Source organism: Bifidobacterium sp. LH_491, from assembly GCF_056356495.1.
The window spans coordinates 1,971,106-1,997,458 of the sequence record NZ_JBKEUI010000001.1 but is presented as its reverse complement, the minus strand read 5'-3'; the positions used below and the strand labels follow the sequence as shown (position 1 = coordinate 1,997,458).

General features: G+C 54.7%; 18 protein-coding genes and 1 CRISPR repeat array. Of the genes, 2 read left to right on the top strand and 16 right to left on the bottom strand.

Annotated features, from left to right (window positions below; genetic code table 11):
* The coding region (locus AC1AWK_RS07545) for a hypothetical protein (protein WP_476569467.1) at positions 1-535 on the top strand (535 nt) is incomplete at its 5' end.
* Positions 536-804: 269 nt separating this feature from the next.
* Here AC1AWK_RS07545 and AC1AWK_RS07540 read toward each other — a convergent pair.
* The gene (locus AC1AWK_RS07540; protein WP_476569466.1) at positions 805-2,769 is read right to left on the bottom strand and encodes a GTP-binding protein; all 1,965 of its coding nucleotides are present in this window, start codon (positions 2,767-2,769) and stop codon (positions 805-807) included.
* Between the two features lie 241 nt (positions 2,770-3,010).
* On the opposite strand from AC1AWK_RS07540, the gene AC1AWK_RS07535 reads away from it, so the two are divergent.
* Positions 3,011-3,226, top strand: coding sequence for a helix-turn-helix transcriptional regulator (locus AC1AWK_RS07535; protein WP_476569464.1), 216 nt, complete (start codon positions 3,011-3,013; stop codon positions 3,224-3,226).
* A gap of 532 nt (positions 3,227-3,758) precedes the next feature.
* Positions 3,759-4,229: direct repeats of the CRISPR family, unit length 36 nt; unit sequence CCCTCAACGAAGCTCTAGGGCCGAAGCCCTAGAGAT.
* Between the two features lie 237 nt (positions 4,230-4,466).
* On the opposite strand, the gene cas2 is transcribed toward AC1AWK_RS07535, so the two are convergent.
* From cas2 to AC1AWK_RS07460, 15 genes are all read right to left on the bottom strand, one after another.
* Positions 4,467-4,763 (bottom strand): CRISPR-associated endonuclease Cas2, encoded by a 297-nt coding sequence (cas2, locus tag AC1AWK_RS07530; protein WP_476569463.1) that lies wholly within the window; start codon positions 4,761-4,763, stop codon positions 4,467-4,469.
* Positions 4,764-4,772: 9 nt separating this feature from the next.
* Positions 4,773-6,362: a CRISPR-associated endonuclease Cas1 gene (gene cas1, locus AC1AWK_RS07525; RefSeq protein ID WP_476569461.1), complete on the bottom strand. Its 1,590-nt coding sequence runs from the start codon at positions 6,360-6,362 to the stop codon at positions 4,773-4,775.
* Between the two features lie 11 nt (positions 6,363-6,373).
* Entirely contained in the window at positions 6,374-7,408 is a 1,035-nt protein-coding gene (locus AC1AWK_RS07520; protein ID WP_476569460.1) for a hypothetical protein, read from the bottom strand.
* The gene (locus AC1AWK_RS07515) at positions 7,408-8,949 is read right to left on the bottom strand and encodes a hypothetical protein (RefSeq protein WP_476569459.1); all 1,542 of its coding nucleotides are present in this window, start codon (positions 8,947-8,949) and stop codon (positions 7,408-7,410) included. The genes AC1AWK_RS07520 and AC1AWK_RS07515 overlap by 1 nt, the downstream gene beginning before the upstream one ends.
* A 7-nt stretch (positions 8,950-8,956) precedes the next feature.
* The gene (locus tag AC1AWK_RS07510; RefSeq protein ID WP_476569457.1) at positions 8,957-10,579 is read right to left on the bottom strand and encodes a hypothetical protein; all 1,623 of its coding nucleotides are present in this window, start codon (positions 10,577-10,579) and stop codon (positions 8,957-8,959) included.
* On the bottom strand, positions 10,570-12,270 hold the full coding sequence (gene csb2 / locus AC1AWK_RS07505) for a type I-G CRISPR-associated protein Csb2 (RefSeq protein WP_476569455.1): 1,701 nt from the start codon (positions 12,268-12,270) through the stop codon (positions 10,570-10,572). Before csb2 ends, AC1AWK_RS07510 begins: the two co-directional genes overlap by 10 nt.
* Before the next feature lie 2 nt (positions 12,271-12,272).
* Positions 12,273-13,484: a type I-G CRISPR-associated RAMP protein Csb1/Cas7g gene (cas7g, locus tag AC1AWK_RS07500; protein ID WP_476569454.1), complete on the bottom strand. Its 1,212-nt coding sequence runs from the start codon at positions 13,482-13,484 to the stop codon at positions 12,273-12,275.
* 631 nt (positions 13,485-14,115) lie between these two features.
* Positions 14,116-17,442, bottom strand: coding sequence for a mupirocin-resistant isoleucine--tRNA ligase (ileS, locus tag AC1AWK_RS07495; RefSeq protein ID WP_476569452.1), 3,327 nt, complete (start codon positions 17,440-17,442; stop codon positions 14,116-14,118).
* A gap of 383 nt (positions 17,443-17,825) precedes the next feature.
* Positions 17,826-18,791, bottom strand: coding sequence for a ribokinase (locus tag AC1AWK_RS07490; RefSeq protein ID WP_476569451.1), 966 nt, complete (start codon positions 18,789-18,791; stop codon positions 17,826-17,828).
* Between the two features lie 131 nt (positions 18,792-18,922).
* Positions 18,923-20,353: a C4-dicarboxylate transporter DcuC gene (gene dcuC, locus AC1AWK_RS07485; RefSeq protein WP_476569449.1), complete on the bottom strand. Its 1,431-nt coding sequence runs from the start codon at positions 20,351-20,353 to the stop codon at positions 18,923-18,925.
* Between the two features lie 33 nt (positions 20,354-20,386).
* Positions 20,387-21,307 (bottom strand): ribonucleoside hydrolase RihC, encoded by a 921-nt coding sequence (gene rihC, locus AC1AWK_RS07480; RefSeq protein ID WP_476569447.1) that lies wholly within the window; start codon positions 21,305-21,307, stop codon positions 20,387-20,389.
* A gap of 85 nt (positions 21,308-21,392) precedes the next feature.
* Positions 21,393-21,827, bottom strand: coding sequence for a GNAT family N-acetyltransferase (locus AC1AWK_RS07475; protein WP_476569445.1), 435 nt, complete (start codon positions 21,825-21,827; stop codon positions 21,393-21,395).
* A gap of 164 nt (positions 21,828-21,991) precedes the next feature.
* A complete protein-coding gene (locus AC1AWK_RS07470; protein ID WP_476569443.1) occupies positions 21,992-23,992 on the bottom strand; it encodes an ABC transporter ATP-binding protein in 2,001 nt (666 codons plus the stop codon).
* On the bottom strand, positions 23,989-25,794 hold the full coding sequence (locus AC1AWK_RS07465; protein ID WP_476569442.1) for an ABC transporter ATP-binding protein: 1,806 nt from the start codon (positions 25,792-25,794) through the stop codon (positions 23,989-23,991). The genes AC1AWK_RS07470 and AC1AWK_RS07465 overlap by 4 nt, the downstream gene beginning before the upstream one ends.
* Positions 25,787-26,353: a MarR family winged helix-turn-helix transcriptional regulator gene (locus AC1AWK_RS07460; protein WP_476569440.1), complete on the bottom strand. Its 567-nt coding sequence runs from the start codon at positions 26,351-26,353 to the stop codon at positions 25,787-25,789. The genes AC1AWK_RS07465 and AC1AWK_RS07460 overlap by 8 nt, the downstream gene beginning before the upstream one ends.

The following is a 26,353-nucleotide window of genomic DNA, read 5'->3' as shown; positions in this document are numbered from 1 at the left end:
AAGAAGTAGTACAAACACGCTCTTGAGTTCTCAAACCACCACCACACCGGAAACCCCGCAGGAACAAGCGGCCAGCGCCGGGCAGCAAGAAAACAACCTACACCACCCGAACGCCCAACGCAACCCCACCCACCAAAAAACACCCCAAACCCCCGGAAAACCAACCCAAACACGGCGTGTCGAAAACACAACAACACCACCCAACCAACCAACACAACCACCCAAAACGACAACAAACCCACCACACCCAACCACCCACACCACCAAAAACCAACACCACCACCGCGCGCCGTCAACAACCAACAACAACGAAATCGCGGAACAAACGGAATCAAGAAAGCCTCACCTGGAAAAGAGCAAACAAGAGAACAAGGAGTCAGCAAAACAGAGACAACTCCAAAAAGCCAAACCCGAGAAAAAGAAGAAAGCGAAGACCACAAACCAGCCAATACGCAGACAAGCATTCGAAAAGGAAACCGCCAAACAACAAAACCAAGAAAGAGCGGCAAAACACCAAAGAACAACCCAAGGGTAACGATTAAGGAAAAACAGCAAGCAGAAGACACACGGGGCAAGGGAAAACAATCCGGCAAGGGCAAAGTGAAGGGATAAAGCGGATAAGAAACGCACCAGAGGAGACAGCGACAAGCGAACACCACCAGTAATGTTCCAACCAACCGATACGGAGAGGACAAGCGCAAAGCTTTACAACGTCACAACCGCATCATCAACAGATACGACATCACAAGAGTACGCAGGAATCACCTCATAACGTCACACCTTGCAATCAACCATCATCTGCAATCAACAATCATCGGATAACACCGCATCCACATGCATAAAATCCGCAACCTTATACCATTTCACGGGATAGCCTGCGCCATGCGCGCAAAACACCGAATCAGGCGTATGCTCCACATCAGCTTCCGGAATATAATCCGTGCGCTCAACCACAACATCCGCATCATGACAAGGCCGATAGCCATCGAACACGCACGCTATCCGGCCACGACCATGCGTGAAAGTATGCACCTCCAGCGCGTAATCACGCATGGACGAAACCGGAGCGCCACCCGAAAGCACCGCCCAATCCTCACCAACCTGCGGAGCATCACACACGCCCTCCATGCGCTGAACATCAGCCATGACACGCCCCACAAACGCCGCCGGAACCTCCGCGCGGAAACGATACCAAGGCTCCAACAACACACACCAGCCACGCTCGCGAGCCACCATCAGCCCCTGGCGGACAGCACGATACGTCGCCTCACGAAAATCACCGCCCTCAGTGTGCTTTACATGAGCGCGGCCCGTCAGCAACCGCAGGCGCACATCCGTCAGTGGAAAACCAGTAAGCACACCACGATGCTCACGCTCACGCAAATGCGACATAATCAGCCGCTGCCAATTGCGATCCAGCACATCCTCGCTGCACGAAGACTCGACGCGCACGCCGGAGCCGCGCGGCAACGGCTCAATCGCCACATGAGCCTCAGCATAATGGCGCAAGGGCTCGAAATGGCCAACCCCCTCAACCACGTGCGACACCGTCTCCTTATACAGAATGCCGCCGGGACCAAATTCCAGCGTTATGCCAAAACGATCCAGCATCATCTGCTGCACAACTTCCAACTGCACCGCGCCCATCAGCTGAACATGGATCTCCTGCAAGCACTCCTGCCACACCACATGCAGCAGCGGATCCTCGTCCTCCAGCTCACGCAACGCGACAAGACAACGATGCACATCCACCGAAGAAGACAATACCGTGTACGTCAACACCGGTTGCAGCACAGGCGGCTCATCATCGCACGCGGCGCCCAATCCCTCCCCCGGAAACGTTGACGACAACCCCGTCACCGCACATATCGAACCGGCGGCAACCTCATCGACGGTAGTGAAACGCGAACCGGAATACACCCGAATCTGATCGATTTTCTCCGACCAAGCCCTACCGGACGCATCCACGCCAGCAACCACCGACTTAGCACGACACACACCACCCGTGACCTTGAACCACGTCAAACGGTTTCCTTGAACGTCATGAGAAACCTTATACACGCGAGCGGCAAAATCCTCGCCACGAACAGGTTCTTCCACCAACGCTGAAAACCCATCAATAAAAGCATCCACACCATCCATACGCAATGCCGAACCAAAGAAACATGGCACAATACTGCGTTGAGCCACCATACGCCGCAGCGTTGCAGGGGCAATCACACCATCGGCAAGCAGCTCTTCCATCGCCGACTCATCGGCCAGAGCAACATCCTCCTGCTCACACAACGGCAAGGCTGCGGAAGCATCCACGCAACAATCGCCCCAACGCGATCGCATCTGCGCAAACACCGCTTCAACGTTAACCCCAGGCATATCGGTTTTATTGACAAACACCACGGTAGGTACGTTGTAGCGCTGCAACAGACGCCACAGCGTCTCCGTATGACCCTGAATACCGTCAGCCGCGCTCACCACCAAAATCGCATAGTCCAAAACGCGCAGCACGCGCTCCGTTTCCGCCGCGAAATCCACGTGTCCAGGAGTATCAACAAACGTGGCCGACAGCCGCTCATCATGCACCACGGCAGGTTCGGCAAAGATAGTGATACCACGTTGACGTTCCATCGCATCCGAATCCAGGAACGCATCACCATGGTCCACGCGCCCCATCTTGCGAATCGCACCCAACTGATACAGCAACGCCTCAGACAGCGTTGTCTTACCGGCATCCACATGCGCGACCGAACCCACAACAATCATGCACACCATCGTAAGAGGCGGGCCGCCCAGGCGGACACCTATACGCGCACAATGGCATGAATACGCTCGAATGGGTGATGGCTTGGCACTTCGCGGCGCCCCGCACCGCCTCCATTCCCCATAGCGATCCGAGGTCGAACCAAGATCGATCTGCGGCCAAACCGAAGCCAAACCAAACATTACCGGCAGAGATACGACGACGCATGGCAGCGGCGGTTAGAATTGCCCTAACCGTGGAAAGGTTAGGGACATGAGTTTACGAGACTTGAGAATTAAACGCGGAATGACACAGGCACAGCTGGCTGAAAAGACTGGCATTCCCGAGCGCTCTATCTCAAGATTAGAGAGTGGCGGGAGAGCGACGGAAAATATATCTTTGCGCCTAGCTATACGTCTTGGCGATGCTTTGCGTGTGTCGAACTTGCGTAAACTTTTAGACGATGATGAGTCGTCTACTGGGGCGTGAGCCCTACCGAATACGTAAAAAATGCCGCCGTGTAAATTGCAGTTTCCCCGGCGGCATTTGCTTAGAATTTAAGCCCTCTCACTGTAAGGCAGGGGGCATACAAGACTTTGAGAGGTGAATGAAATACGGTGACACGTTGGCTTTGCTACACCGCTTTGCAGACGTGGAAGACGTTGAATTGGAGACGGTCATGGGATGTAGGCTTGACGACATAGTTAGTGCCACTGCGAAATGACTTCACAGCAAGACTTTAAAATCTAATGCCTAGATACTTACAACAAGCGTAGCCCGTATGGACAATAGGACTCAATGAAATCCTAGAGAATTTGACCTTCACAGCCTTTGCGCCACCCATGCACTCTCATAAAGCCCCAGAGATGTTGGGGCACACCAGCATCGAAATCACAGCATGCTACCCTCAATAAAGCTCTAGAGATTTTCTTTCCTTCCAGGGCCGCGAACTGGAACGTCCACCCTCAATGAAGCCCTAGAGATTTGCATGACGGGCAGTAGTGCCGTATCGCCGCCGTCTCCCTCAATGAAACCCTAGAGCCGAAGCCCTAGAGATCTCCGTCTTTTTCAGCACGGCGTAGCTGTTGTTGTCGCCTTCAACGAAGCTCTAGGGCCGAAGCCCTAGAGATGTCGCGCTCATACCGCCCCGCGTACCGGTCTGCTGGCCCTCAACGAAGCTCTAGGGCCGAAGCCCTAGAGATTATCGATTATACGGAAGACCAGCGGTGCGGTCAGCCCTCAACGAAGCTCTAGGGCCGAAGCCCTAGAGATCTGGATGGTCACCTCGTCAGCGGCGGTAACTCGCGTCCCTCAACGAAGCTCTAGGGCCGAAGCCCTAGAGATGCCAGCCGAACCATCCAACGCGACCCATGCCTCGTCCAACCCTCAACGAAGCTCTAGGGCCGAAGCCCTAGAGATTTATGCGATGATTGCCTACCGCGTTTGCGTGTCACCACCCTCAACGAAGCTCTAGGGCCGAAGCCCTAGAGATAGCCATATGCTATCACGTCTCAAACGCTCGGCCCACAGAACATACTGCGAGCGCCACCCGCTGTCACCACCAAGCTTCGCGCTGACAGCAGATCCATACTACTTAAATATGGCTTTATATAAGCTTTTTCGGACTGCGAGCGACGCCCATGATATTGTCCGTCGATACAGTGCTCGCATATGCTCTTTTTAGTTGTCAAGCACCCTGTGGATTTTCGCACCTTAGCTTCAGCATTAATCAGATGACGCTGGGGATGGCAACTGACGTGTATCCTCGATTGCCGATAAAGGTTAGACCATCCTGGATTTGTGCACGATACGCTATACCACATATGACTATAGAATCTTGCGCGCCGTCAATAAGAGCAATGAGCTTCTGCCGTAATTCGAGAAGACGTGATGGACGGATTTCCAGCAAAAAAACGCTATATTGCAGTCTCATGCCATAGCGCTGCAAGAGTTTTGCGACATGACTGCGCTGCCGGTCGTCTTCAATATCATAAGCGACTATATATCCTCGTGTGTTCCCCGCCATAACATTCGCCTATCTGACCCTAATTCCTTTGTACCGCTGTTGCGTTCCGTCGAGATATCCGAGGATTAATCGTGCTTGTATCTCAACAATACGTCGCCATGATGCTTGATAGCCAAATAGTGGATGAGTGATGAGCGTTTCCATACGGCGCTCATACGCTTGCACCACTGTCTTTCTGGTATCGTCACGCATTCGCATGGTATGCATACATTCGATAAATCCTTCTGGATGAACTTGTCCGTTATTGACCACCGTTTGTACAATTGAGTCAGCAATTGGCGCTCGGAACTCTTCCATGAGGCCCAATGCCAGTGCCGGCTTGTTGCGCTTGCTGCTGTGCAGAAAACCAGCATGCGGATCAAGTCCACAGGATATCAACGCCCGCACGCAGTCAGCGAGTAGCAGAGCATAGGTGAAATCCAACAATGCATTCAAAGCATCTGGAGCAGGACGACGCATTCGACAGGTCCAGGGCCATGCTTCTCTCTTATCAGGTTTAATCAGCGTGGCGAATTGGGAAAAGTACAATGCAGCAGCCTCGCCTTCTACACCAATGACATCTGACCACGTATTAGCATTCGACACTTGTCGCTCGATGCGTCGCATATTGTCAAGGACGAGATTGTTTCGGTCCGACCGACGCAATAAGACACTTTGATTGTGTATTTTCGCACAGACAAATGCTCTTGCCAATCCCAATCGCCCCTCATGCGACGCCACATGCTGTTCCACACGAGTAGGACCATTGGGCCCGTATGAAGAGGTTGCCCAACCATACAAGCGCCCGCTTCCGCTACACCATACTATGGGAATATTCCTCCACAGCAGTTCGCGAATCAGCCCGCTCGATACGTCAGTATTGCCATCAAGTTCCAATCCTTGGATGGCATCTAACGGTATAGACGCAAGCTCCACCCCCTCCTTATACACGACCATACGACCACCTCTGCTAAACGCCTTGGCTCCAGGTGTCGTCAGATGAGTCACCTGATGGTCGGGAACGGACACCGTAATTTTACGGGAGATAGATGCGAGCCGCCGCTCCTCGGGGAGACATATCCCGGCATGAGAACAACGAAAACATCGTTCATCGTCTTCCAAAGGCTCGGGAGTTTTATTCCCCGCACATAGTTCCCGCACGTTACATACGGCCTGCCAAGCCTGTTCGTAATCCGCCTCTTCCAAGTGCACATCAACACGACGATGATGCGTAGTGAAAAAAATCTCTGTAGCGGCAACACGATACCCCATATCTTCGAGGCATGCCGCCTGCAGTGCGAGTTGCACACGCATTGCAGGCGTCACCTCCATTGACCGACGTATCGGTGTGGACTTATACTCACGAATCACCACGCCCTCTGCGCCCATGGATACAGCATCCAGTCTGCCGACAATCCCCCATGCTTCATGACGAACGTCAACCGACTGAAAACCATCGTCGATATTGCGTTCACGCTGATCCACCGCACGGTGGTCATAGGTTCCTCGCGAGATAACCTCTGACTCCACTTTTTCGTCCATTATCTCAAGCCACGCACGACGCGGACAAAAAAGATAATTGACAACAAGACTAATCGGCAGGCATTCCTCGTCATTCATCCCGCACCTGCTTACACCAATGAACAAATATGGCCACGGTCAAGCCAACGTTCCGGGGCCGAAGTATTGTCGGACATGTACTGGTTGAACAACACGCATGCCACCACACCTTTATCCTGCAGCCAACCGCCCCCGATATCCACTGACAACGGCGATGATGCACCGTCAGCCAATACGTTATGCGCTTGAGCAATGCCATACTGTGCGAGCGCTTTGCTACGCAACACCGCACGGTATCTCGACAGCGTCCACTCTCCCTCAAAAACCGGTAACACCGCATAGCGTATTCCGCCACGCAACTGCATAAGTGCAGCGCTAGGATCACGTTGCGCGCCATTGGAAACCACCGTAGGAAACGCACTGACGCCCATCAACGCACACCATGCACGCGCGTTATCTGTGGCTTGCGGACCATGCAGCCCTGTCGCGGTGCGGCTTGTTGGTTTGTCACCTCCTATATTGTCGCGAACTGCCGCTCCTAACAATCCTTGTTCGATATGCTCCACCGGCCATTCGGCTAATTCTCGTGCGAGCGGAAGCAGACGACCTCCGATAAACTCTTGCCCACGGTTACGAGTCACCATTTCCCAGCGACTAGCTCCACCGTCGGCCGCAATGGAACCATTGGAGATCGACCAATATGCCGGCTGCCCCAGAGCACCAAAATATCGACAATCGCCAACAGTCTCACAGGCATCGAGCGCTTGCTCACGGTTAACCTGCAAAAGCCTCCATCCGTCCGGTTCACCAAGTGCACTCAATCGTGGGGACATTGTTGCATGAATGCTTCTGCCATCACCCTTTTGCGTATAGTCGCCTTCCGAACACAGCCACAACGATGACTTCCATCTGTTCACATGATTGCTGACCTGTTCTGCCATTGCATGAACATCCAAACCATCACTTGTAGATAGTTCGACCTCTCGAAAACCTCGCCACTGCAATGTACAAGTCCGCTCAGCCTGGTCTTCCAGAATGGAAGCCAAACCGACAACCATCATGTGAGAAAACGCATCGCATAAATCCACGGAGAGCTTCACCACCATCACTTTCCCTCCTTCGAACAAGTGATATCCGCGGCACGTAATAATGCTTCGAGATATGATGCACCCCACAAACCGTATTGTTCATTAGTGCGATCCATCAATGTCTCCCATTCGCCCACCTCAAACAAACGCCTTGCCGCTTCCATTCCCTGTACGCCAATAAGCGCATCGCCCTCGCCTTGCGGCACGACGAACTGTGCTCCATGACGATATGCCGATCGCCCATGCCCATGGGATGTACCAATCAGACGCTTCACCAGCTGCGGATCGATTCCATCGGGTATATCGCCATGATTCTCCAAGTACTGCGCAAACGCAATGACGGAACGCTGTTCATGCCGCCAACCACGTAATTGATGCTCGGCGCGGAACCGACGCTCCCAATCAACTGCAATAAACCTACTCTTGGCAAAATAGGCTTCCTGCGGACGACGCGCACGACCATAACGCAACATCGTCTGGAAACGTTCGTCACATTTGCCCGCATCATGCCATAACCCAGCAGTATGCAAAGCCTGTACAATCGGCTCAGACATGCCGCACGTCACTCCAATGCGCCACGCACGATCAGCCACATGATCCTGATGCCCCTGTCCGTTAGCATCACACTCATGACCGGCAGTCATCGAACCGTCACCGAACATACCTCCCAGCAGCAATGTCTTCGACTGCCGGTCACGGAGCATGTCCTGAGATTCCTCCGAACCGGTCAACGAATCGTCAGAGCGAAGCACAACCCACTTCACCGTATTGTCATCCACGCCGGCATCCGACGCTAGTGAATCATCAAACACACCGTCCACCAGAACGGCTGCCGGACCTTCGCTGACATCACCACATTCTTGCCAAATGGCTCTCGCAATCTCCTGTACTTGCTCAAAAAAGCGATCATGCGTTTGTGAAGTAGACGAAGTATCATCGAAACCACGTACCGATGCCACCGCATCGACCAATGAGTCCACGAATGATTGCGAATGCTGTATGGCATGCGAATTGCACACCCGCATCTCATCTTGACAGTGATTGAAAATATCATGCAGCTGATGTTCGTGGCAACGCTTCACGTCACCATAGGCACTTGGATCGAAACTTCCCGCCTCAGTAAACAAAGCAGCGTCTGCATCGACAATCAGTATGTCTCCAGACTGGACCGATAAATCCGACCCCGCACGCCAACACGCCACACGGTCTCCTGCATCCAGTGAAGGCCGGTACCGAAAAACACGATGCTGCCCAAAAGCAATAGCACCATCGCCATGCTGCGGAGAATCAACATCATCGACGAACTGTCGGATACTGTTGCGGCCGTCGACAATTTGTCCCCAATACCGAATGGGAACCACCTCATCTGACACTGGCACGGCGGATTCCAAAACAGCACACGCAGTATTGTCATCCCAAGGTAAATCCCTGACCACAATGCCAACGTTTGTGCCATCATCATGACGCAAATCGTCACGCAACCACAATCCCAAATCAGCCTGTCCTTGCAGAAGCCCGTCCTCGCGAATATCTGCGAACCAATCTTCGTCTGTGTGCACTAGATGTTCAACATCCCCCCCCCCACTCCAAACGTTGAAAAAGCATACGCTGCGGTTTCTCTGCAGGAATCGCATTGCCCTGGCGCAAAGTTTCGACGACCGACCAAGCACACACATCATGAGCATCCCCACCGCATCGCGGCAACGTTTGCACCCACGAAAGCGTTCTTTGCAAATCTTCCGCATCGTAGGGCAACGACTCCTTGGCAAACTGCTTATCGCTCATACCAGAAGCATCCAAACCATAAGCATACACATTGCCCTGCTGGCGAAGACCTCGTCGGTTAACTCGCCCGCATCGCTGCACCAACGCAGTTCCCGGAGCCAATTGCGTGACCAGATCTTGGAAATCCAAGTCAACGCCGACCTCCAAGGTCTGCGTTCCCACAACGCAATGGACACCGGGGGCCGACGACCCCGACGCATCACGTATCGCCTGCAACGTTTTAGCTTTATCGTACGGACGTATCGGCCCCACCAGCGAATGAATGACATACGGCTTCTTGGCGCGCAAAGTCAGCTTGCGAAGCTGTGCCACTACATTATTCGCGTTGTTTACCGTGTTAAGCACACACCCCAACACCGCACCTTCCAAAGATCCTGCGGCACAAGCTTTGTCATAGTGTTCCAACAATCGCCAGCACTGCTCAACAATGGCTGACACCTGCTGCTTCGCGTCGCTAGCATCACAGTTTACCGTCAGCGGCTTCACAGTGCACAGCCGTCGCGCCAACGACGCATCAACTTCGATGTCCGCCTTTTCCACACCGACACAATTCTGATTGTCCGACGTGCTTGGCGTTGCGGTCATTTCCACGACCATCAACGGACGTACTGTTGGCAGACGATGCTGCGCACGCGCTTCGATGCGGTCAATTTGACGTGCCGTACGCAACAACTGCTGGCTCAAATGCGCTTCATCGGCAATAAGTACCGTATCGTACGCCAGCAATCCTGCTTCCAGAGAACGCATCGCACGTGTGGTACCGTAACCCCGGAATAACAACCTGCTGCCAAACATATCTGGAGTCGCGCATAGAATCGCACAAGTCTGTGGGTAATACCGCCATTCACGGGCCGAAGCCGTCATACCAAGTCCACCGCGTAATTCCGCGGTGATAAAAGTACGCAGCGCCTGGTTGCCCCCTTCTCGCCACTCAGTATCATCCCGTGGAAGAAGACCGCCTGAACGGAGCAAAAGTCCACGACGAACCATTCTCATGCATTCATCATCATCGGATAGCACATGACGTTGGACTGTAAGCACCTCATCATATTGATCATCCGTCAATGAACGACGATTCACGGTCAATGCCATACGGCGAGGTACCTCGGCAAGCTTCCAGTCTGCAAGCTCCGCCGCCGGCAGATCCTCACTGCCGTCATCATGTGCAGCCAATCCTGCCATAGCATTGAGGAATACGTGGATATCGATGACGCAAGTTTTTCCCGCACCCGTTGGCGCAGAAATTTGCTCTGGCCACCGTCCCGTACGCGCCACGTAAAGCATCAATCGCTCCTGCCATTGATACGGCTGACGCAACTGCCCGGAGCCATCGTCATGAGATGCCGCAACGAATGCTCGATAGTGGTTACGCAAATACAATTCAACCTTATTCACTACATCCATAACGGAGTACCTTTCCCGAAGGGATCATCATGCCGAATCAACGATTCCGGCAAATCAATCGGCACAAGAAGTCCACCACCGAGATGTCTGGCCTGCCCAATTGCCATAGCAGCGTTGTCTAATTCATGATGATCTCCACCGATAGCAATCAACCCGTCCATCGCTCGAAGCACATTACCTGCATCGGTTTTATGCACATAGTGCCTCAAATCATTGCGGTACACAGGCCGCCATCCGTACAAACGAAATGGCGATTCTTCATCAAGTACGGTATCTACCATGTCCCAATATCGCTGTTCTCCAGCAGAGATCTGCGATACGCGTTGTCCCAACGTCCACGAACGCCAGACATGCGCCACCGCCAGTGCGGCAGCTTCCCGAGCACCCCATCGGCGTTGACCGCGCCTCCCCGGCATTGCTCGAGTCTCAGCCATGGCCAACGGCCGAGGAGCCCAGTATCTCTGACATCCCTCTGGTACGGACTTCCATAACTGCGTGGCGTCGATCATGTACGGCTCGCCAAGCTGCACTCGCGGAATACTTCCATGGCAATATACGTAGCGCTCCTGGCTACGCCCGCACAGCGCATAAAGCTGTTCCACATCGGTTTTCGGCATGTCGCAAGGCAGCATGAGCAGAAAGCCCGGAGCTCTCGCCGCGATATCATCGCGCAGCTTGCCAAGAGTTTGCCCCTCCCAATCGTCACTGACGACATGTATGGCAACATTGTTGGCAGGACGCTCAATGGGACGACACTGATATCGCCCAGTCAACATAGGCGTTACGCTCACGCTCCAGGCCCGCACAAGAAAACGGTGCATAGCCACCGCCCAAGCAACTGACTGCGATTCAGACACCCGCCATCCTTCGCCGCCGCTTTCGTTCCGGTCAACACGTGCAGGAATGAATATCGCCATTGACCATGGAGCTGACAACGATGACTCCATGCGTTTGGCAGGCATATAGAAAGCCGACCCTTCGGTGCTCCTCGCCGGCAAACTGTCAGCAAGGTTTTGTTCTGCTTCTCGCTCACCAATGGTTTTTTTGCGGCTGCAATACACTTTGTCGTAGGAGTGATTAAGTTCTTCCAATCGTCCCACTTCTGGCACGGCAAAGGTAACGGCCCTGACTACATCCCTCATGGGTAAATCATTGCGGAGCGTCAACGATCCATCAATGGGGTAGTCCTGAGTTGACTCCACGCCAATTTGCACCGGCGCCGTCGACTCACCGAGATACGGAATCTCATGACACAACGCACGTAAGGTATCGCATACAGCGGCTTTCGGCTCCTGTTCCCATTGCCAGGCCAGCACGTCTCCGTCACCCGATTGGCGGTAAGACACCGAACTAGTCGCTCGCGCCGGAAGCACGGTCCGCAATGCAGGATTTTTCTTATCAGACACATAGCCTTTGTCCCGGTATGCCACCGCATCACAAGTTGGGCGGCAGGACGCAGGAAGATAGATAGCCGTCGGCGGATTACCCTCCAGCCATGACAACGCCTCATGGATGGCCGCATCATCAAGCATACGATCTTGTATGCCGCCGACAAAGCCATGCACCTTGTATGCCGCCGACACCAGCGCTTTATACAACCGGTCCGGAGAAGGGTATCGTTCTGGCGTGCCATCGGCACTGCCCCCTTGATACCGCCCGAGCAAAAAAATAGCTTTAATGCACAACGCCATGGCTACTCCGCTTCCGCGTCTTCGGCACCACTATTGCGCAATACCGCCATATTGCCGTCTACGACAAACTCCTGCCCCGCCCACACAATTCCAGCGCGCTCATGGGCTTGCGCATAGGCTTGCCGCAAAAGCTCTTCCATATCCTCAACAGTCAGCGGCGCCAATGTTTCCTTGATACCAAAGCGCTTATCCAATGTGACCTCAGGAGCTGCTTTTTCCGCAAGGAAACAGTTGGCACGGATTACCGGATTCTCATCGTAACCCGCCATAGCCCGCAGCAATACAGCCGCAATGAGCACACGAATTGCCTCGTCCCCCTCTTTGCCCTTGCCGAAATGGAAAGACCGCAATGTCGCGAAGCTCAGCACACGCATCGAGACCACGCGACTGACGGCAATACCATCCAACGCGTCACGGCCTGCGTTCGGCGGCACAGAACCCAATCCAATGGTGGACCCTTTTCCGCTTTTGTCCTCAAGGAACTTCTTCCCCGTATTTTCGCTTAAATCAATACTGGCATCGACGATCGCCTCACGATCTTTCTTGTCCGCGACCTCTACTCGAGCTCCAACGGGGTCAATACGCGCTCCGGAACGATGAATGGCGCTATCCTCGTCGCTCTGGTCGGCCAACACACCAACAACCTCACCCGTGCACACGGACGGTATGCGCAGCTGATTAGCGCTTCGGGTGGAATCCCAGCCACCAAACATTACCGTTTCCGGGGACAGCTCGAACAAAGGGAGCAAGTTGCCCAACGTAGAATTTCTTGCATCAACGTACTGCTGATCCTTGGATGCCGGAGCACCATCACGGAAGCCGACACGAAGATGACCGTCAAACGCACGATGCGGCAATTCGGTGTCAAAATATTCACCCATCAGACCATTACCGAGATCGTATCGCACGACCATGTGCGGCATGGTTCCCAGAACACCTTCTCCAGAGCGAATCGCCTGCGTCACTACCGATTCCATACGATTGGCAAACGAGGTACGAGAATCAATCAGCACTGTGCGCCGCGCGGAATTTTCACCGTCAAAATAGCGAGTTTCATACACATATGTTGCGGATCGGCCGGAGGTGTACCTTGCAGGAGCAACAACCGCCCCTTCGCCACCAGCAGGTTCCAATTCAATACGGACACGCAGACTGCTCGGACCACCGATCTTAGCAGCTTCGTTCAAATCGTCGAGGGTAAGTTTGTTATTCATGGTTATCCTTTCATTACACGAATAGAGGCAAAACAACGTTGCTTTGCCGGGATTGATACAGGGAAGCGTATTGTGGGCGAGCTCCTTTTCAGACACGCCCACAACCGCTTTCAGCGAAGCCCGCCCGAGGGCGGGAATTTTGCCATAGCCATGGCAAAATAAATAGAATATAGCCCACAATGAAAAACACAACTCGTGGCGTTATCGCCACAAGCGGCTATACTTATTCATCGGATGGGCGATATTCTCATGCTCGCGCGCAAGACTATATCCTCCTTCCTTTACGTGGGGGCTTCGGCCAGGAAGCCCCTATCTTTGTATTATGCGCTTACCACAAAAAACACTAACTATAGTCTATTGAAGTTTTGCAAGTGAATTTCAATCTAAAAACCTTGCAAAAACCCAAAGATAAAGCTTTTTCCACACGGTGTATAAAAATAAGCAACATCAATCTATCGGCGTGTCGAATCCAACCAGTACCTAGATATGCATAAGGGCGGAAGCGATAGATTCGCTTCCGCCCTGTGACGAAATACCGATGACATCGGACCACTGGTGACGTGAGATTACCGGTCACCAGCGAGTACAACGTCGGCACTCACGGCCCATCCCCCGAAGGTGTGGGATACGGCTACGCTTTGGCGACCTCCACCGCCAAAGCATCGCCGGCATCCACCGACACGGACAGCGCCAACGTTTCATGCGCGATCAAATCGGTGAATTGCTCGACCTTCGCCACATCGGCTTGCGGCACGACCAGCGACAGCGTAATACGATCGGCAATATCCAATCCCGCTTCCTTACGCGCATCCTGCACCGCACGCACCACGTCACGTGCATAGCCTTCGGCCAGCAGATCCTCGGTCAGCGTGGTGTCAAGGATGACGAAGCCACCCGTAGGCAGCGCCGTCGACACCATGCTCGTCTGCGCATCGGCGTCGGCTTCCTCCACGCGGTTGATCAGCTCGTATTCGCCGTCTTCCAACGCGATTTCACCATTCGGCGTCACCACTACGGGCGCACCACTGGCCGCATCCACATGCCAGTCGCCGCACTTCGACGCCTTGATCGCAAACTGCACCTGCTTGCCCAGTCGCGGACCGGCGGCGCGCGCGTTCACCTTCAGCTCGTTGACAATGCGCAGGCCATAATCGGCAGCCTCATCCAACGTGCAGAACACCACGCGCTTCACATTCAGCTCGGCACGCAACGTGTCGTCATACGCCGACACCGCAGCCGGATCTTCCACCACCACGGTCATGGCGCCCAACGGCTGACGCACGCGAATCTGCTCCGCCTTACGCAGCGACAGCGTGCTCGACACCACTTCGCGCACCTTTTCCATCGTGGCGACCAGCGCCTCATCGGCAACCAACACCGCGCCCAACTCGGTCGGCTCGCCGGTTTCGTCATCCACCAGATACGGCCAATCCGCCAAATGCACCGATTCGCCGCCGGTCAGACCACGCCACACCGCTTCGGCCTCCATGGGAGCCAGCGGCGCCATCACCCGCATCAGGGTCTCCAACACGGTGTACAGCGTATTGAAGGCCTGCGGATCCTCATTCCAGAAACGGTCACGCGAATTGCGGATATACCAATTGGTGAGCACGTCAATGAAATCAGACACCGCTTCGCAGGCTTCGGAAATCAGGAACTCATCCAACGACCGCTGCACACGCTCCACCAGCTTGCGCGTACGCGCCAGCAAATACCGGTCCAGCTCCGGCAACGCCGCCACCTCATCGGCCCGCAACATCCGCGCGTCAAAACCAGCACCATGGTTGGCTGCATTGGCATACAGCGTGAAGAAATAATACGAGCTCCACACCGGCAGCATAATCTGACGCACCGTGTCGCGAATACCCTCCGACGTGACGATCAGATTACCGCCGCGCAAAATCGGCGAACTCATCAGGAACCAACGCATGGCGTCGGAACCAAACTCATTGAACACACCATTGACATCGGGATAGTTGCGCAGATGCTTCGACATCTTCTGCCCGTCGGAACCCAACACGATGCCATGGCAGATCACGTTCTTGAACGCCGGCTTGTCGAACAACGCCGTTGCCATAATGTGCAGCACATAGAACCAGCCACGGGTCTGGCCAATGTACTCGACAATATAATCGCAGGGGAAATGCTGCTCGAACGCTTCCTTGTTCTCAAACGGATAATGGTATTGCGCGAACGACATCGAACCGGACTCGAACCAGCAATCCATCACATCGCTAATGCGACGCATGCGGCTCTTGCCCGTCGGATCGTCCGGATTCGGGCGCGTCAATTCGTCGATATACGGACGATGCATGTTCACATTGCCCTCATGGTCGCGCGGATAATCACCGAAATCAGCCTTCAGCTCCTCCAACGACCCGTACACGTCGACGCGAGGATACTTCGGATCGTCGCTCACCCACACAGGAATCGGCGAACCCCAGAAACGATTGCGCGAAATCGACCAGTCGCGAGCATTCTCCAGCCACTTGCCGAACTGGCCATCCTTCACATTGTCCGGAATCCAATTGATCTGCTGATTCAATTCCAGCAAACGATCCTTGATCTTCGTCACGGACACGAACCACGAGCTGACCGGCTTGTAGATCAGCGGCGTGGCGCAACGCCAGCAGTGCGGGTAGGAGTGCACATAGCTCTTCTCCTGGAACAACAACGCACGGTGTTCGGCAGGAATCTGCGCCAACGGACCATCGCCGGCACGCAGATTACGCAAAATCGGCTTGTTCGCCTCGAATACGAACATCCCCTCGTAATCCGGGCACAGCGACGTGAAATGGCAGCCGGCATCCAGCACGTCGACACTGCGGATACCTTTGGCGTTCAACGTGTTCATATCGTCTTCGCCGTACGGTGCCTGATGCACCAAACCGGTACCTTCCACCGTATCCACGTAATCGGCGGTGAAGATATGATAGGCGTTCGCTCCCGGTGTGCCGCCCTCAGCCAACGCATTCTCATTCGCGAAATACGGGAACACCGGATAATAGCTCCAGCCTTCCATCTGTGCGCCCTTGAGCTCACGCACCACTTCGTAGTTCTCGCCCAGCTCCTTGGCATACGAACCAAGCAACGCCTGCGCGATATAGAACTTCTTGCCCGCGAACTTGCCTTCGGTGGGACGCACCTCCACATAATCGATATCCGCGCCGACCACGATGGCGAAGTTCGTCGGAACCGTCCACGGCGTCGTCGTCCAGAACACCGCGTAGGCGTCTTCCTCATCGCGCAGCTTCACCGCCACGGACACTGTGTTGTCCTGACGATCCTGATACACGTCGGCATCCATACGCAACTCGTGTGCGCTCAACGGCGTCTGATCCTTCGGACAGTACGGCAGCACGCGATACCCCTGGTATGCCAAACCCTTGTCGTACAGCTGCTTGAACGCCCACATCACCGATTCCATATACGGAATGTCGAGCGTCTTGTAGCCATGCTCGAAATCCACCCAACGGGCCTGGCGGTGGACGTAGGCCTCCCATTCGTTGGTGTACTTGAGCACCGACGCGCGGCAGGCATCGTTGAACTTGTCGATGCCCAACTCCTCGATCTGCTCGACCGAATCGATGCCCAACCCCTTCTGCGCTTCCAATTCCGCGGGCAAACCGTGGGTATCCCAACCAAACACACGGTTAACCTTGCGTCCTTTCATCGTCTGATAGCGCGGAACCACATCCTTGGCGTAGCCTGTCAGCAAATGGCCGTAATGCGGCAAACCGTTCGCAAACGGCGGACCGTCGAAAAACACGAACTCATTCTGACTGTGGTCGCCCGAAGGACGGCGTTCCACCGACTTGGCAAACGTCTTCTGCTCATCCCAATAGCGCAACACCGCCTCTTCCAACTGGGGGAAATGCGGGTTCGGCGTCACCGCGGCATTGCCGCCATCAACCGACACCTTGGGATACACATGCTTGGTTTCCGTAGTTTCGCTCACCGCTGCACTCCTCGTGTGAGTATCGTCATTGGTTCCTACCCACGAGGACGACGCCGATCGGATACGACCGGTACCGCGGTACCACCTCGCTTGCCACGCCCACGCCCCTAAGGACTGCCAGCGCAACCGCTTGTGTTCGGCTATGTCGGGCCGACCCCGTCGGTTCTACTAAGCTGCGCCGCGTAACGCCGCCACAGCCGTTCTTCCGAAGGCTCCCCGGTGATAACGGATCATCGCCACGATGCGGACAGTGTATCACGGGGCATCACCGACCGCACACGCCGTCTCATATGGCGCCCAAGCAATATTGCATATAAAAAAACCGTCGGAGAGTCAAATAGCCTCTCCAACGGCCACACATATGTCACCGATATAGACAGCAACTAACAATCACCCACAAATGCAGCAAGGACCTGCGACAAGGTACCGTAAGACGACTGCGCACCCCAGCCAGATGCCGCATACGCCGCTACATACGACGCGGCCTTGGCGCTGTCCAACAACGTGTTGCCACTGGCCAATCCAGCCAACACAGTACCCATGAACGCATCCCCGCAACCGGTGGTATCCACTGTCTTCACACGCACAGGTTGAACGCGGAAAACCTCGCCGTCATCCAACACCACTGACCCATCACCGCCAAGCGTCACAATAACCCGACGAAAACCACGTTGCCGTATGCGCTCGGCGACATCATCCCATTTCACATCCGCGCACGAGGATTCCTGCCCATCAAGCATCAACATAAGCTCATGCTCATTCAGCAGCAACAAATCGCAATTTTTCACCAATGCTTCTGGCAGTTGCGGCATAAACGGCGAGTTATTGACCACCACGGTCATCCCACGCTCGTGAGCCTTTTGCGCAACATGCGTCACGACTTCCAACGGACTTTCCAGGCATAATCCCAACACACTGGCCTCATACAACGTGTCCTGCACTGATTCAACATAGTCGATATCAACTTTTTCATTGGCACCGGGTGAATACACAATAGTGTTCTCGCCCTGTGCATCAACTGTAATAACCGTGGTTCCGCTCGCGCCCTCGACTCGAGCCAACGCCGACGTGTCCACACCGGCATCCCGCAAACGACCATCCAGAAAATCCGCATTCGCATCATCGCCCACAGCTCCGAACACCCGTACATGGGCACCCAGACGTGCCGCAGCCGCCGCTTGGTTCGACGACTTGCCTCCAGGCAATATCACCAACGGGCCGCCGTTAATTGTTTCTCCCGGTGACGGAAGACGATCCGTAGTCACCGTATAGTCAGCATTCAGAGATCCGAACACCGCAACCGTTCCACGCGAAAAATCCATATGCTGCAGTAGCGATGAATCGCTCATACTACACTCCCCATTCATGAAAACTCATAAAATGCGCCCGTCAGGAACCCATGACCTTCCTGACGGGCGACACCTGTCTCCGTCGGCAAGAAACCGACGATTATCCTTCAGTCAACGACCAAGGACGCCACTCATGCACCCATCGGCAGGAAGACACCCATGGACAGCACGAACATCACTACAACGCCGACAATCATCGGCACGCTGGTGCGACGAACAATCTCGAACGGATTCTTCTTCACAGAACCAGCGACGATCATCACCACTGCAGACACCGGCGACACGGCACGCAGCAGGTTGCCGGCGAGGCCCATCGGCAGGGAGATAGCCAAAACATTGATTCCAGCGGCAGCTGCCAGCGGCACCATAAGCGGCACAATTGCGAAGAACAGCGCGGTACCCGACCCAGACAGCAACACGATGAGCGCGGTCAGCGCAACCAGAATCAACGGCAGTACGAAGCCCATACCAGATCCCTGCATACCGGTCATTGCGTCCTGCAGAGAATCAATCAAACCAATGGATTTCAGACCAACGACAAACACGGAAGCCGCAACCAGCAACGCTACGATAGGCATGGCGCCGCCCATTCCCTTGAAGAATGCTTCAGTGCCATCCAGCGTTTCACGACCGTTGCGCGTACGAATCAACTGGCAAATAATCGCAATCACCAAGGACAGGATAGAAGCCAACTCCACACTAATGTTGATCTTCGTACCGGCGATACCGTTCACCGCAAACACCACCAACAGCATCACAATAGGCAGCAAAGGCAGCAAAGCATAAACAAAGCGGAACAGCTTGCCGCCTTCGATCGCCTTCACTTCGGCAATTTCGGCTTCTTCGTCAAGCATCTGCGCATCGGCACGCTTATCCATAAAACGCTGCCATACATAGTGAGCAATGGCCATCACAATCAACGTCGGAATAGAGATCAACACATGATAACGGAACACATAATCACTTGCCGTAAGGCCAGCGAACTGAGGAGTCTTAGCCAATTCGGCAGCAATGGCGACATTATCCGATCCCAGCGGGGTCGGCATGATCGTAGCAGAAGTAGCGATGACGGCGGCCGCGCTCAAAGTACTCATACCAGCCTGACGCAATACGGGGAACAACGTCGCCAACAAAATGATCGACAGGTTCGAAGCACTCGGAATCACCAAAGATAGCAAGTTGCCCAACAAGAATGTAATCGGGACAAGAATATACGCAGACTTGATATGTGCGATCGGACGGGCAAGTACACTCACAGTTACTTCATTGGCACCGATTTTCGACATATATGCGGTGTAGCCACCCAAAATCAGGATGATGAAACCGGCGGAAGTCAAGGTATCAATAAACTGATCGCCCACTACCTTGAACGGATCGAGCCAAGCGACTCCGCTCGATTCAAAATCGGAGAAAGCAATCGACTTCCCCATGCACAACGCAACATACATCAGCACAATGCCGATAAGAAACAGGGAAATCTTAATATCCATTTTCTTAATCAGCATGAATACCACAACGGCAACAGCCAATATGGCAGCCACATACATGACTACGGCTTCCATAATCTTACCTTTCTTTGTTGTTTATTCTCGCCTTTACTCACACAACGCCATGCGTTCCATGAACCATGCGCAGAATTTATCCGCGTCCACACCAGTAGTAACCGTCGCATTAGGTTCTTTATGCAGGTACCCCTTAAGGTCGGCGACAGTGCAGCCAGCCGTCAATTCCCCGGCGACCTCCACGTCCACGAACGTTTCCTGCATGGTGAATAATTCCGGAGCGCACATACATGCCACCGCGCACGCGTCATACATCTTCAGCCCGGCGCCAAAGCTACGCTTACGGTAGCGCTGGAACAGATCATGCGCCATGCGGCCCACCTTGCCCATATCGGCCAAACGTGCGGTCTCCTCCGGAGGAATCGCCGTACCCAAGCCGGCGTCAAGCGTCGCCATGGTAATGTCCAATCCAGAAGCAAGCACAATCTTCGCTGCTTCAGGATCAACGAAGATATTGAACTCCGCCATAACCCCCTTGTTACCGCGTGTAACGGATCCACCCATGAGCACAATACGTGCTATATGCTCACGAACCTCGGGATAGACCTTAAGCAGCAATGCAATATTCGTCAGAGGGCCAATCGGCATAATGGTGACAGGTTCAGGCGAGGACATCAACACATCACGCATTGCCTCAACAGCACCTTTGTCCATAAGCAACGACATATCAGGATCCGGGAAATCGAAACCTTCCATACCAGATGCACCGTGAATGTCGCTGGCATCATCCAACTGACGCATCAACGGCTCCGCAGCGCCACGGGCTACCGGTACACGCTTGCCAAAGTACGTCAGCAACCGCAACGCGTTGTTAGTAGTATGTTCGATACCTACATTGCCTGCCACCGTAGTAATAAGCTTCACATCGAATTCCGGAGAATACAATGCCAAAGCAATGGCCACGGCATCATCAATTCCTGGATCAGTATCGATAATCAGAGGAATAGTCCTCATAATCGTCTCCTTATTCGTATATAACTTCGCTGTAATCTACGCATACCGCCGCGCCGCGGTGATAAACGTCGACGAAAGTGGGCCGTTAAGCCGCCGATCGTTCGGGATCCACGAACAACACCATGCCGCTGCCTAACGCACCGTCAGGTCGTTGAATGAATCCATGTTTCCGATAAAAACCTTCAGCTCCGGAAGTCGACATCAAGCCCACATACGCATGCCGGCAGCAATGCTCGCGAACATACCGCAGTAAATGTTCAAGAAGCATTGCCCCAATGCCGGTCTTCTGAAACTGTGGCATAACGACCAAATCCTTGATGAAGAAGGCGATCCGTCCATCACCGACGACTCTGCCGATACCAGCAACATGACCATCAACATACGCCACTGCAGAATACAGCCCTCCACGTAGCGCAACGTCTACATCAGCCCTGTCGTAATACGGAAAATCAGCAGTGGCGCGCACAACTTCATAAATCTCGGCAGTGAGCGCGTTGCCTCGAACCTCTACGTTTCGCATGAGACTTCTCAGTCCCCCATCTTCGCGGATTTAACGTTTTACCTTTGATAAGTATAACGCTTAACCACAAAAAAACAAGTCAGCATGTCTCAAACACCAATGACAAAGGCGGGACCGATCTATTTCAACCCCGCCTTCACCATCGTTTTCACACGAGCGAATCGTTACTCAAGCTCCAACGCGCCGGTATACAGCTGGTAGTACTCGCCTCCCAGCGCAATCAGCTCCTCATGCGAGCCACGCTCGATGATACGACCATGGTCAAGCACCATAATCACATCGGAGTTGCGCACCGTGGACAGACGATGCGCGATAACGAACACCGTACGGCCCTTCATGAGGTTATCCATGCCCTCCTGCACCACGGATTCGGTACGTGTATCGATTGACGAGGTGGCCTCGTCAAGAATCATGGCCGGCGGATTCGCCACCGCCGCACGGGCGATGGAAATCAGCTGACGCTGTCCCTGCGACAATCCCGCACCATCGCCTTCCAGCACCGTCTGGTAGCCATCCGGCAACATGCGGATAAATCCATCCGCATTGGTCAGCTTCGCCGCGGCGATGCACTCCTCGTCGGTGGCGTCCAGCTTGCCGTAGCGGATATTGTCCATCACCGTGCCGGTGAACAGATTCACATCCTGCAGCACCACGCCAAGCGAGCGCCGCAAATCAGGCTTGCGAATACCTTTGACGGAGATACCGTCGTAAAGGATTTGCCCTTCCTGGATGTCGTAGAACCGGTTGATGAGGTTGGTGACGGTGGTTTTGCCGGCACCTGTGGCGCCAACCAGTGCAATCTTCTGACCGGGCTTGGCAAACCACGTGATGTCGTGCAGCACGGGCTTGTCGGGGTTGTACCCGAAGGTCACGTCGGTGAAGCGCACATCACCCTGCAGGAGGGTCAGTCGGCCGTCGGGCGAAGTGATGGCGTTTTCACGCGCCTTGCGGGCAACTTCCGCCGCAGCCGGGCTGAGCTTGCTGGCCGCCGCAAGCGAGCGTGTGCCATCGTCGTCGGCTTCGCGCTTCCACGCCCAATGCCCGGTGGGGTAATCCACTTCGGTCATGGTGCGGCCGTCTTCGCCGAGTTCCACGTTTACCAACGTCACGGTGCCGTTGTCGCTTTCGACCGGCTCGTCCATCAGCGCGAAGATGCGGGAGGCACCGGCGAGCGCCATCATGACCATGTTGAACTGCATGGATACTTGGCCGATGGGGTTGATGAAGGAGCGCGATAGGGTCAGTAGGGAGATGAGCGTGCCGAGGGTGAGGGGGCCGGCGCCTTTGATGCCGAAGTTGCCGACGCCGCAGATGCCGGCGATGCCGCCGACGATGGCGAGGAGCACATAGAGCAGGTAGCCCATGTTGCCGACGACGGGCATGGTGATGTTGCCGTAGGTGTTGGCTTCGGCGCTGGCATGGTAGAGGGCGTCGTTTTTCTGGTCGAAGGTGTGTTGCATCGCGGCTTCGTGGTTGAAGACTTTGACGACTTTTTGTCCGTTGACGGCTTCCTCGACGAATGCGTTGACGTCGCCGAGTTCCTGCTGTTGGCGGACGAAGTATCGGCCGGATCGGCCGACGATCTTGCGTACGACGATGATGAGCAGAACAGTGAAGGCGAGCACGAATACGGTGAAGGGCACGGATAGCCAGATCATGGACAGCAGTGCGGCCAGGGCGGAGACGCCGGAGGCGAACATTTGCGGGAACGACTGGCTGATGGCCTGTCGCAGGGTGTCCGTGTCGTTGGTGTACCGGCTCATGATGTCGCCGTGTTCATGGGTGTCGAAATAGGAGATGGGCAGTTCCTGCTGGTGGGCGAACATGGCGTCGCGGATGTGCTTCAGCGTGCCTTGTTCGATGGTGACGAGCAACCAGCTGTATCCCCATACGCTGAGGATGCCTATTGCGTAGAGGCTGCCCATCATCACGAGCGCTTCGATGAGTGCGGTCCAGTCGGGGTTGCTGACGCCGACCATAGGCAGGATGTAGTTGTCGACGAGGGACTGCAGGAACAGTGCCGAGCCGGCTTGCGCCGCCGCCGATATGAGGATGCATACCACAACGAGGGCAACGCGCCACTTGTATTGGAAGATATAGCTGAAAATGCGTCGGGTGGTGCCGGGCGCGGCTTTCTGCATGCCTTGTGGCTTACGTTCGCTCATGCGAGCTCACCTCCCTGGTTTTGTGTTTGCGATTCGTAGATGCTGCGGTATTCGTCGCAGGTAGCGAGCAGCTCGTCGTGGGTGCCTTTAGCCAGCACTTTGCCATCGTCCATGACGATGATGAGGTCAGATTCCTGAACGGAAGCCACGCGCTGAGCGATGATGATCTTGGTGGTGTCGGGAATCTCGTGGTGGAAAGCATTGCGGATGAGCTGATCGGTTTTGGTGTCGACCGCGCTGGTGGAGTCGTCCAGAATGAGGATCTTGGGCTTCTTCAGCAGGGCGCGCGCGATGCACAGGCGCTGACGCTGACCGCCGGACACGTTGGTGCCGCCTTGCTCGATGTAGGTGTCGTAGCCGTTGGGGAATTCTTGGATGAAGCCGTCGGCTTGGGCGAGCTTGCAGGCGTGCCGAAGCTGATCGTCCGTCGCGTCCGGGTTGCCCCAGCGCAGGTTTTCTTTGATGGTGCCGGCGAAGAGCACGTTCTTCTGCAGCACCATGGCGACTTGGTCGCGCAGGGCTTGCAAATCGTATTCGCGGGTGTCGCGGCCGCCGACCTTAAGCGACCCTTGGGTGACGTCGTACAAGCGGGGAATCAACTGCACCAGACTCGACTTCGACGAACCCGTGCCGCCGACAATGCCAACGGTCTGTCCGGATGCGATATGCAGGTCGATGTCGTCGAGCACCGGCTTTTCGGCATGATCCGAATATTTGAAGGTGACATGGTCAAAGTCGATGGAGCCGTCGGACACTTCCATAACCGGATTGGCGGGCTCCGCCACGGTGCTTTCTTCGACAAGTACCTGGCAGATACGCTCGGACGATGCGCGCGAAATAATAACCATGACGAACACCATGGACAGCATCATCATGCTCATGAGGATCTGCATGGCGTACGTCACCAACGCTGTCAAATCACCGGTAGTCAAGCCGAACGCCTCATTGTTGCCCGAGGCGACGATTTGATTCGCGCCAAACCAGGCGATGAACAGCATCGCAGCGTACATGCACAGCTGCAGCAGCGGCATGTTGAAGCTCAGCACACGTTCCGCCTTAACGAAATCACGGTAGATCAGCGCGGAGATGCCGGAGAACTTGCGGTCTTCGAAACGTTCGCGTGTATACGACTTGACCACACGCACGCCCTGCAGGTTCTCATCCACCACCGTGTTGAGGCGGTCATACGTATGGAACACGCGCTCGAATACCGGGTGCACCAACACCACCAAACCGCACAGTCCGATGCCCAAAATAGGAATGCATGCCAGGAACACCATCGAAATATCAGGACTGATACGGAAGGTAAACAGCCACGCGACAATCACCATTACCGGCGCACGCATACCCAGACGAATGATCATCTGGTAGGCGTTCTGCACGTTGGTCACGTCCGTAGTCAGACGGGTGATAATCGAGCCGGTCGAGAACCGGTCGATATTGGTGAAGCTGAACTCCTGCACGTGCTTGAACAGATCATGACGCAGGTTCTTGGCGAACCCAGATGAGGCGATGGCCGCGCACTTGCCGGACAGGAAGCCAGACGTCAGCGACACTGCGGAACAGCAGAGCAGAATGATGCCGAATTTCCAAATGTTGGCGATGCTTTTACCGGAGATGCCGTAATCGATGAGCATGGCCATCACCGTGGGGATGATGATTTCCAAAATACCTTCGACCGTCACGAACGCCGGAGCCAATAAACTCGGCTTTTTGTATTCGCGCAACGATCGCAACAACGTTCGGATCACATGCTTGGGCGGTGCCTGCGACGCGCCATGCTGCGCATTGATCTCACTCATTAGCTTCCTTTCCTTCCTCATTATCCACTTCCAACGCGCACGACGCAGTCTCGTGCCCGTCATGCTGCCTAGGCCATTCACATCCGGCCAATCCCGTACGCCGCAGATTGCTTTTCATCACCGTTAGATATTCCAGCAACTGCTCCACCTGGGAACCGTCAAGCCCTTCCAACAGCACTGCTTCCATATGGGCAGCGTTGACACGCAACGCATCCGCGATGGCATCGGCCTTGTCGGTGAGCACAATCTTGCGCAACCGGGCATCTCGTTCGACGCTGCGGCGTTCAATCAACCCTTTGCGCTCCATCAGCCCCAGCACCCGAGAAGCAGTGGAGCGGGTAATGGAAAAACGCTGCTCGATGTCATACTGGAAAATATCTCGGTCACGGTTATGATCCAGGAATCCGATAATTCTGGCATTCCCTCCGGTGGCGATCCGCGCATCCTGTGGCATGGTCACCGTCAGATATCGGTCGATCATGTTGCGCAGCGAGCAAATTTCCACACTGGGACGCGGCAAATCCACTTCGTGAATGTCTAATCGCCCGCGTTCCACCAT

Coding starts and splice junctions, on each gene's coding strand:
- AC1AWK_RS07540 (WP_476569466.1), bottom strand. CDS start 2,769: ATGGTGTGCATGATTGTTGTGGGTTCGGTCGCGCATGTGGATGCCGGT.
- AC1AWK_RS07535 (WP_476569464.1), top strand. CDS start 3,011: ATGAGTTTACGAGACTTGAGAATTAAACGCGGAATGACACAGGCACAG.
- cas2 (WP_476569463.1), bottom strand. CDS start 4,763: ATGGCGGGGAACACACGAGGATATATAGTCGCTTATGATATTGAAGAC.
- cas1 (WP_476569461.1), bottom strand. CDS start 6,362: ATGAATGACGAGGAATGCCTGCCGATTAGTCTTGTTGTCAATTATCTT.
- AC1AWK_RS07520 (WP_476569460.1), bottom strand. CDS start 7,408: ATGGTGGTGAAGCTCTCCGTGGATTTATGCGATGCGTTTTCTCACATG.
- AC1AWK_RS07510 (WP_476569457.1), bottom strand. CDS start 10,579: ATGGATGTAGTGAATAAGGTTGAATTGTATTTGCGTAACCACTATCGA.
- csb2 (WP_476569455.1), bottom strand. CDS start 12,270: ATGGCGTTGTGCATTAAAGCTATTTTTTTGCTCGGGCGGTATCAAGGG.
- cas7g (WP_476569454.1), bottom strand. CDS start 13,484: ATGAATAACAAACTTACCCTCGACGATTTGAACGAAGCTGCTAAGATC.
- AC1AWK_RS07490 (WP_476569451.1), bottom strand. CDS start 18,791: ATGAGCGATTCATCGCTACTGCAGCATATGGATTTTTCGCGTGGAACG.
- dcuC (WP_476569449.1), bottom strand. CDS start 20,353: ATGGAAGCCGTAGTCATGTATGTGGCTGCCATATTGGCTGTTGCCGTT.
- rihC (WP_476569447.1), bottom strand. CDS start 21,307: ATGAGGACTATTCCTCTGATTATCGATACTGATCCAGGAATTGATGAT.
- AC1AWK_RS07475 (WP_476569445.1), bottom strand. CDS start 21,827: ATGCGAAACGTAGAGGTTCGAGGCAACGCGCTCACTGCCGAGATTTAT.
- AC1AWK_RS07470 (WP_476569443.1), bottom strand. CDS start 23,992: ATGAGCGAACGTAAGCCACAAGGCATGCAGAAAGCCGCGCCCGGCACC.
- AC1AWK_RS07465 (WP_476569442.1), bottom strand. CDS start 25,794: ATGAGTGAGATCAATGCGCAGCATGGCGCGTCGCAGGCACCGCCCAAG.
- AC1AWK_RS07460 (WP_476569440.1), bottom strand. CDS start 26,353: ATGGTGGAACGCGGGCGATTAGACATTCACGAAGTGGATTTGCCGCGT.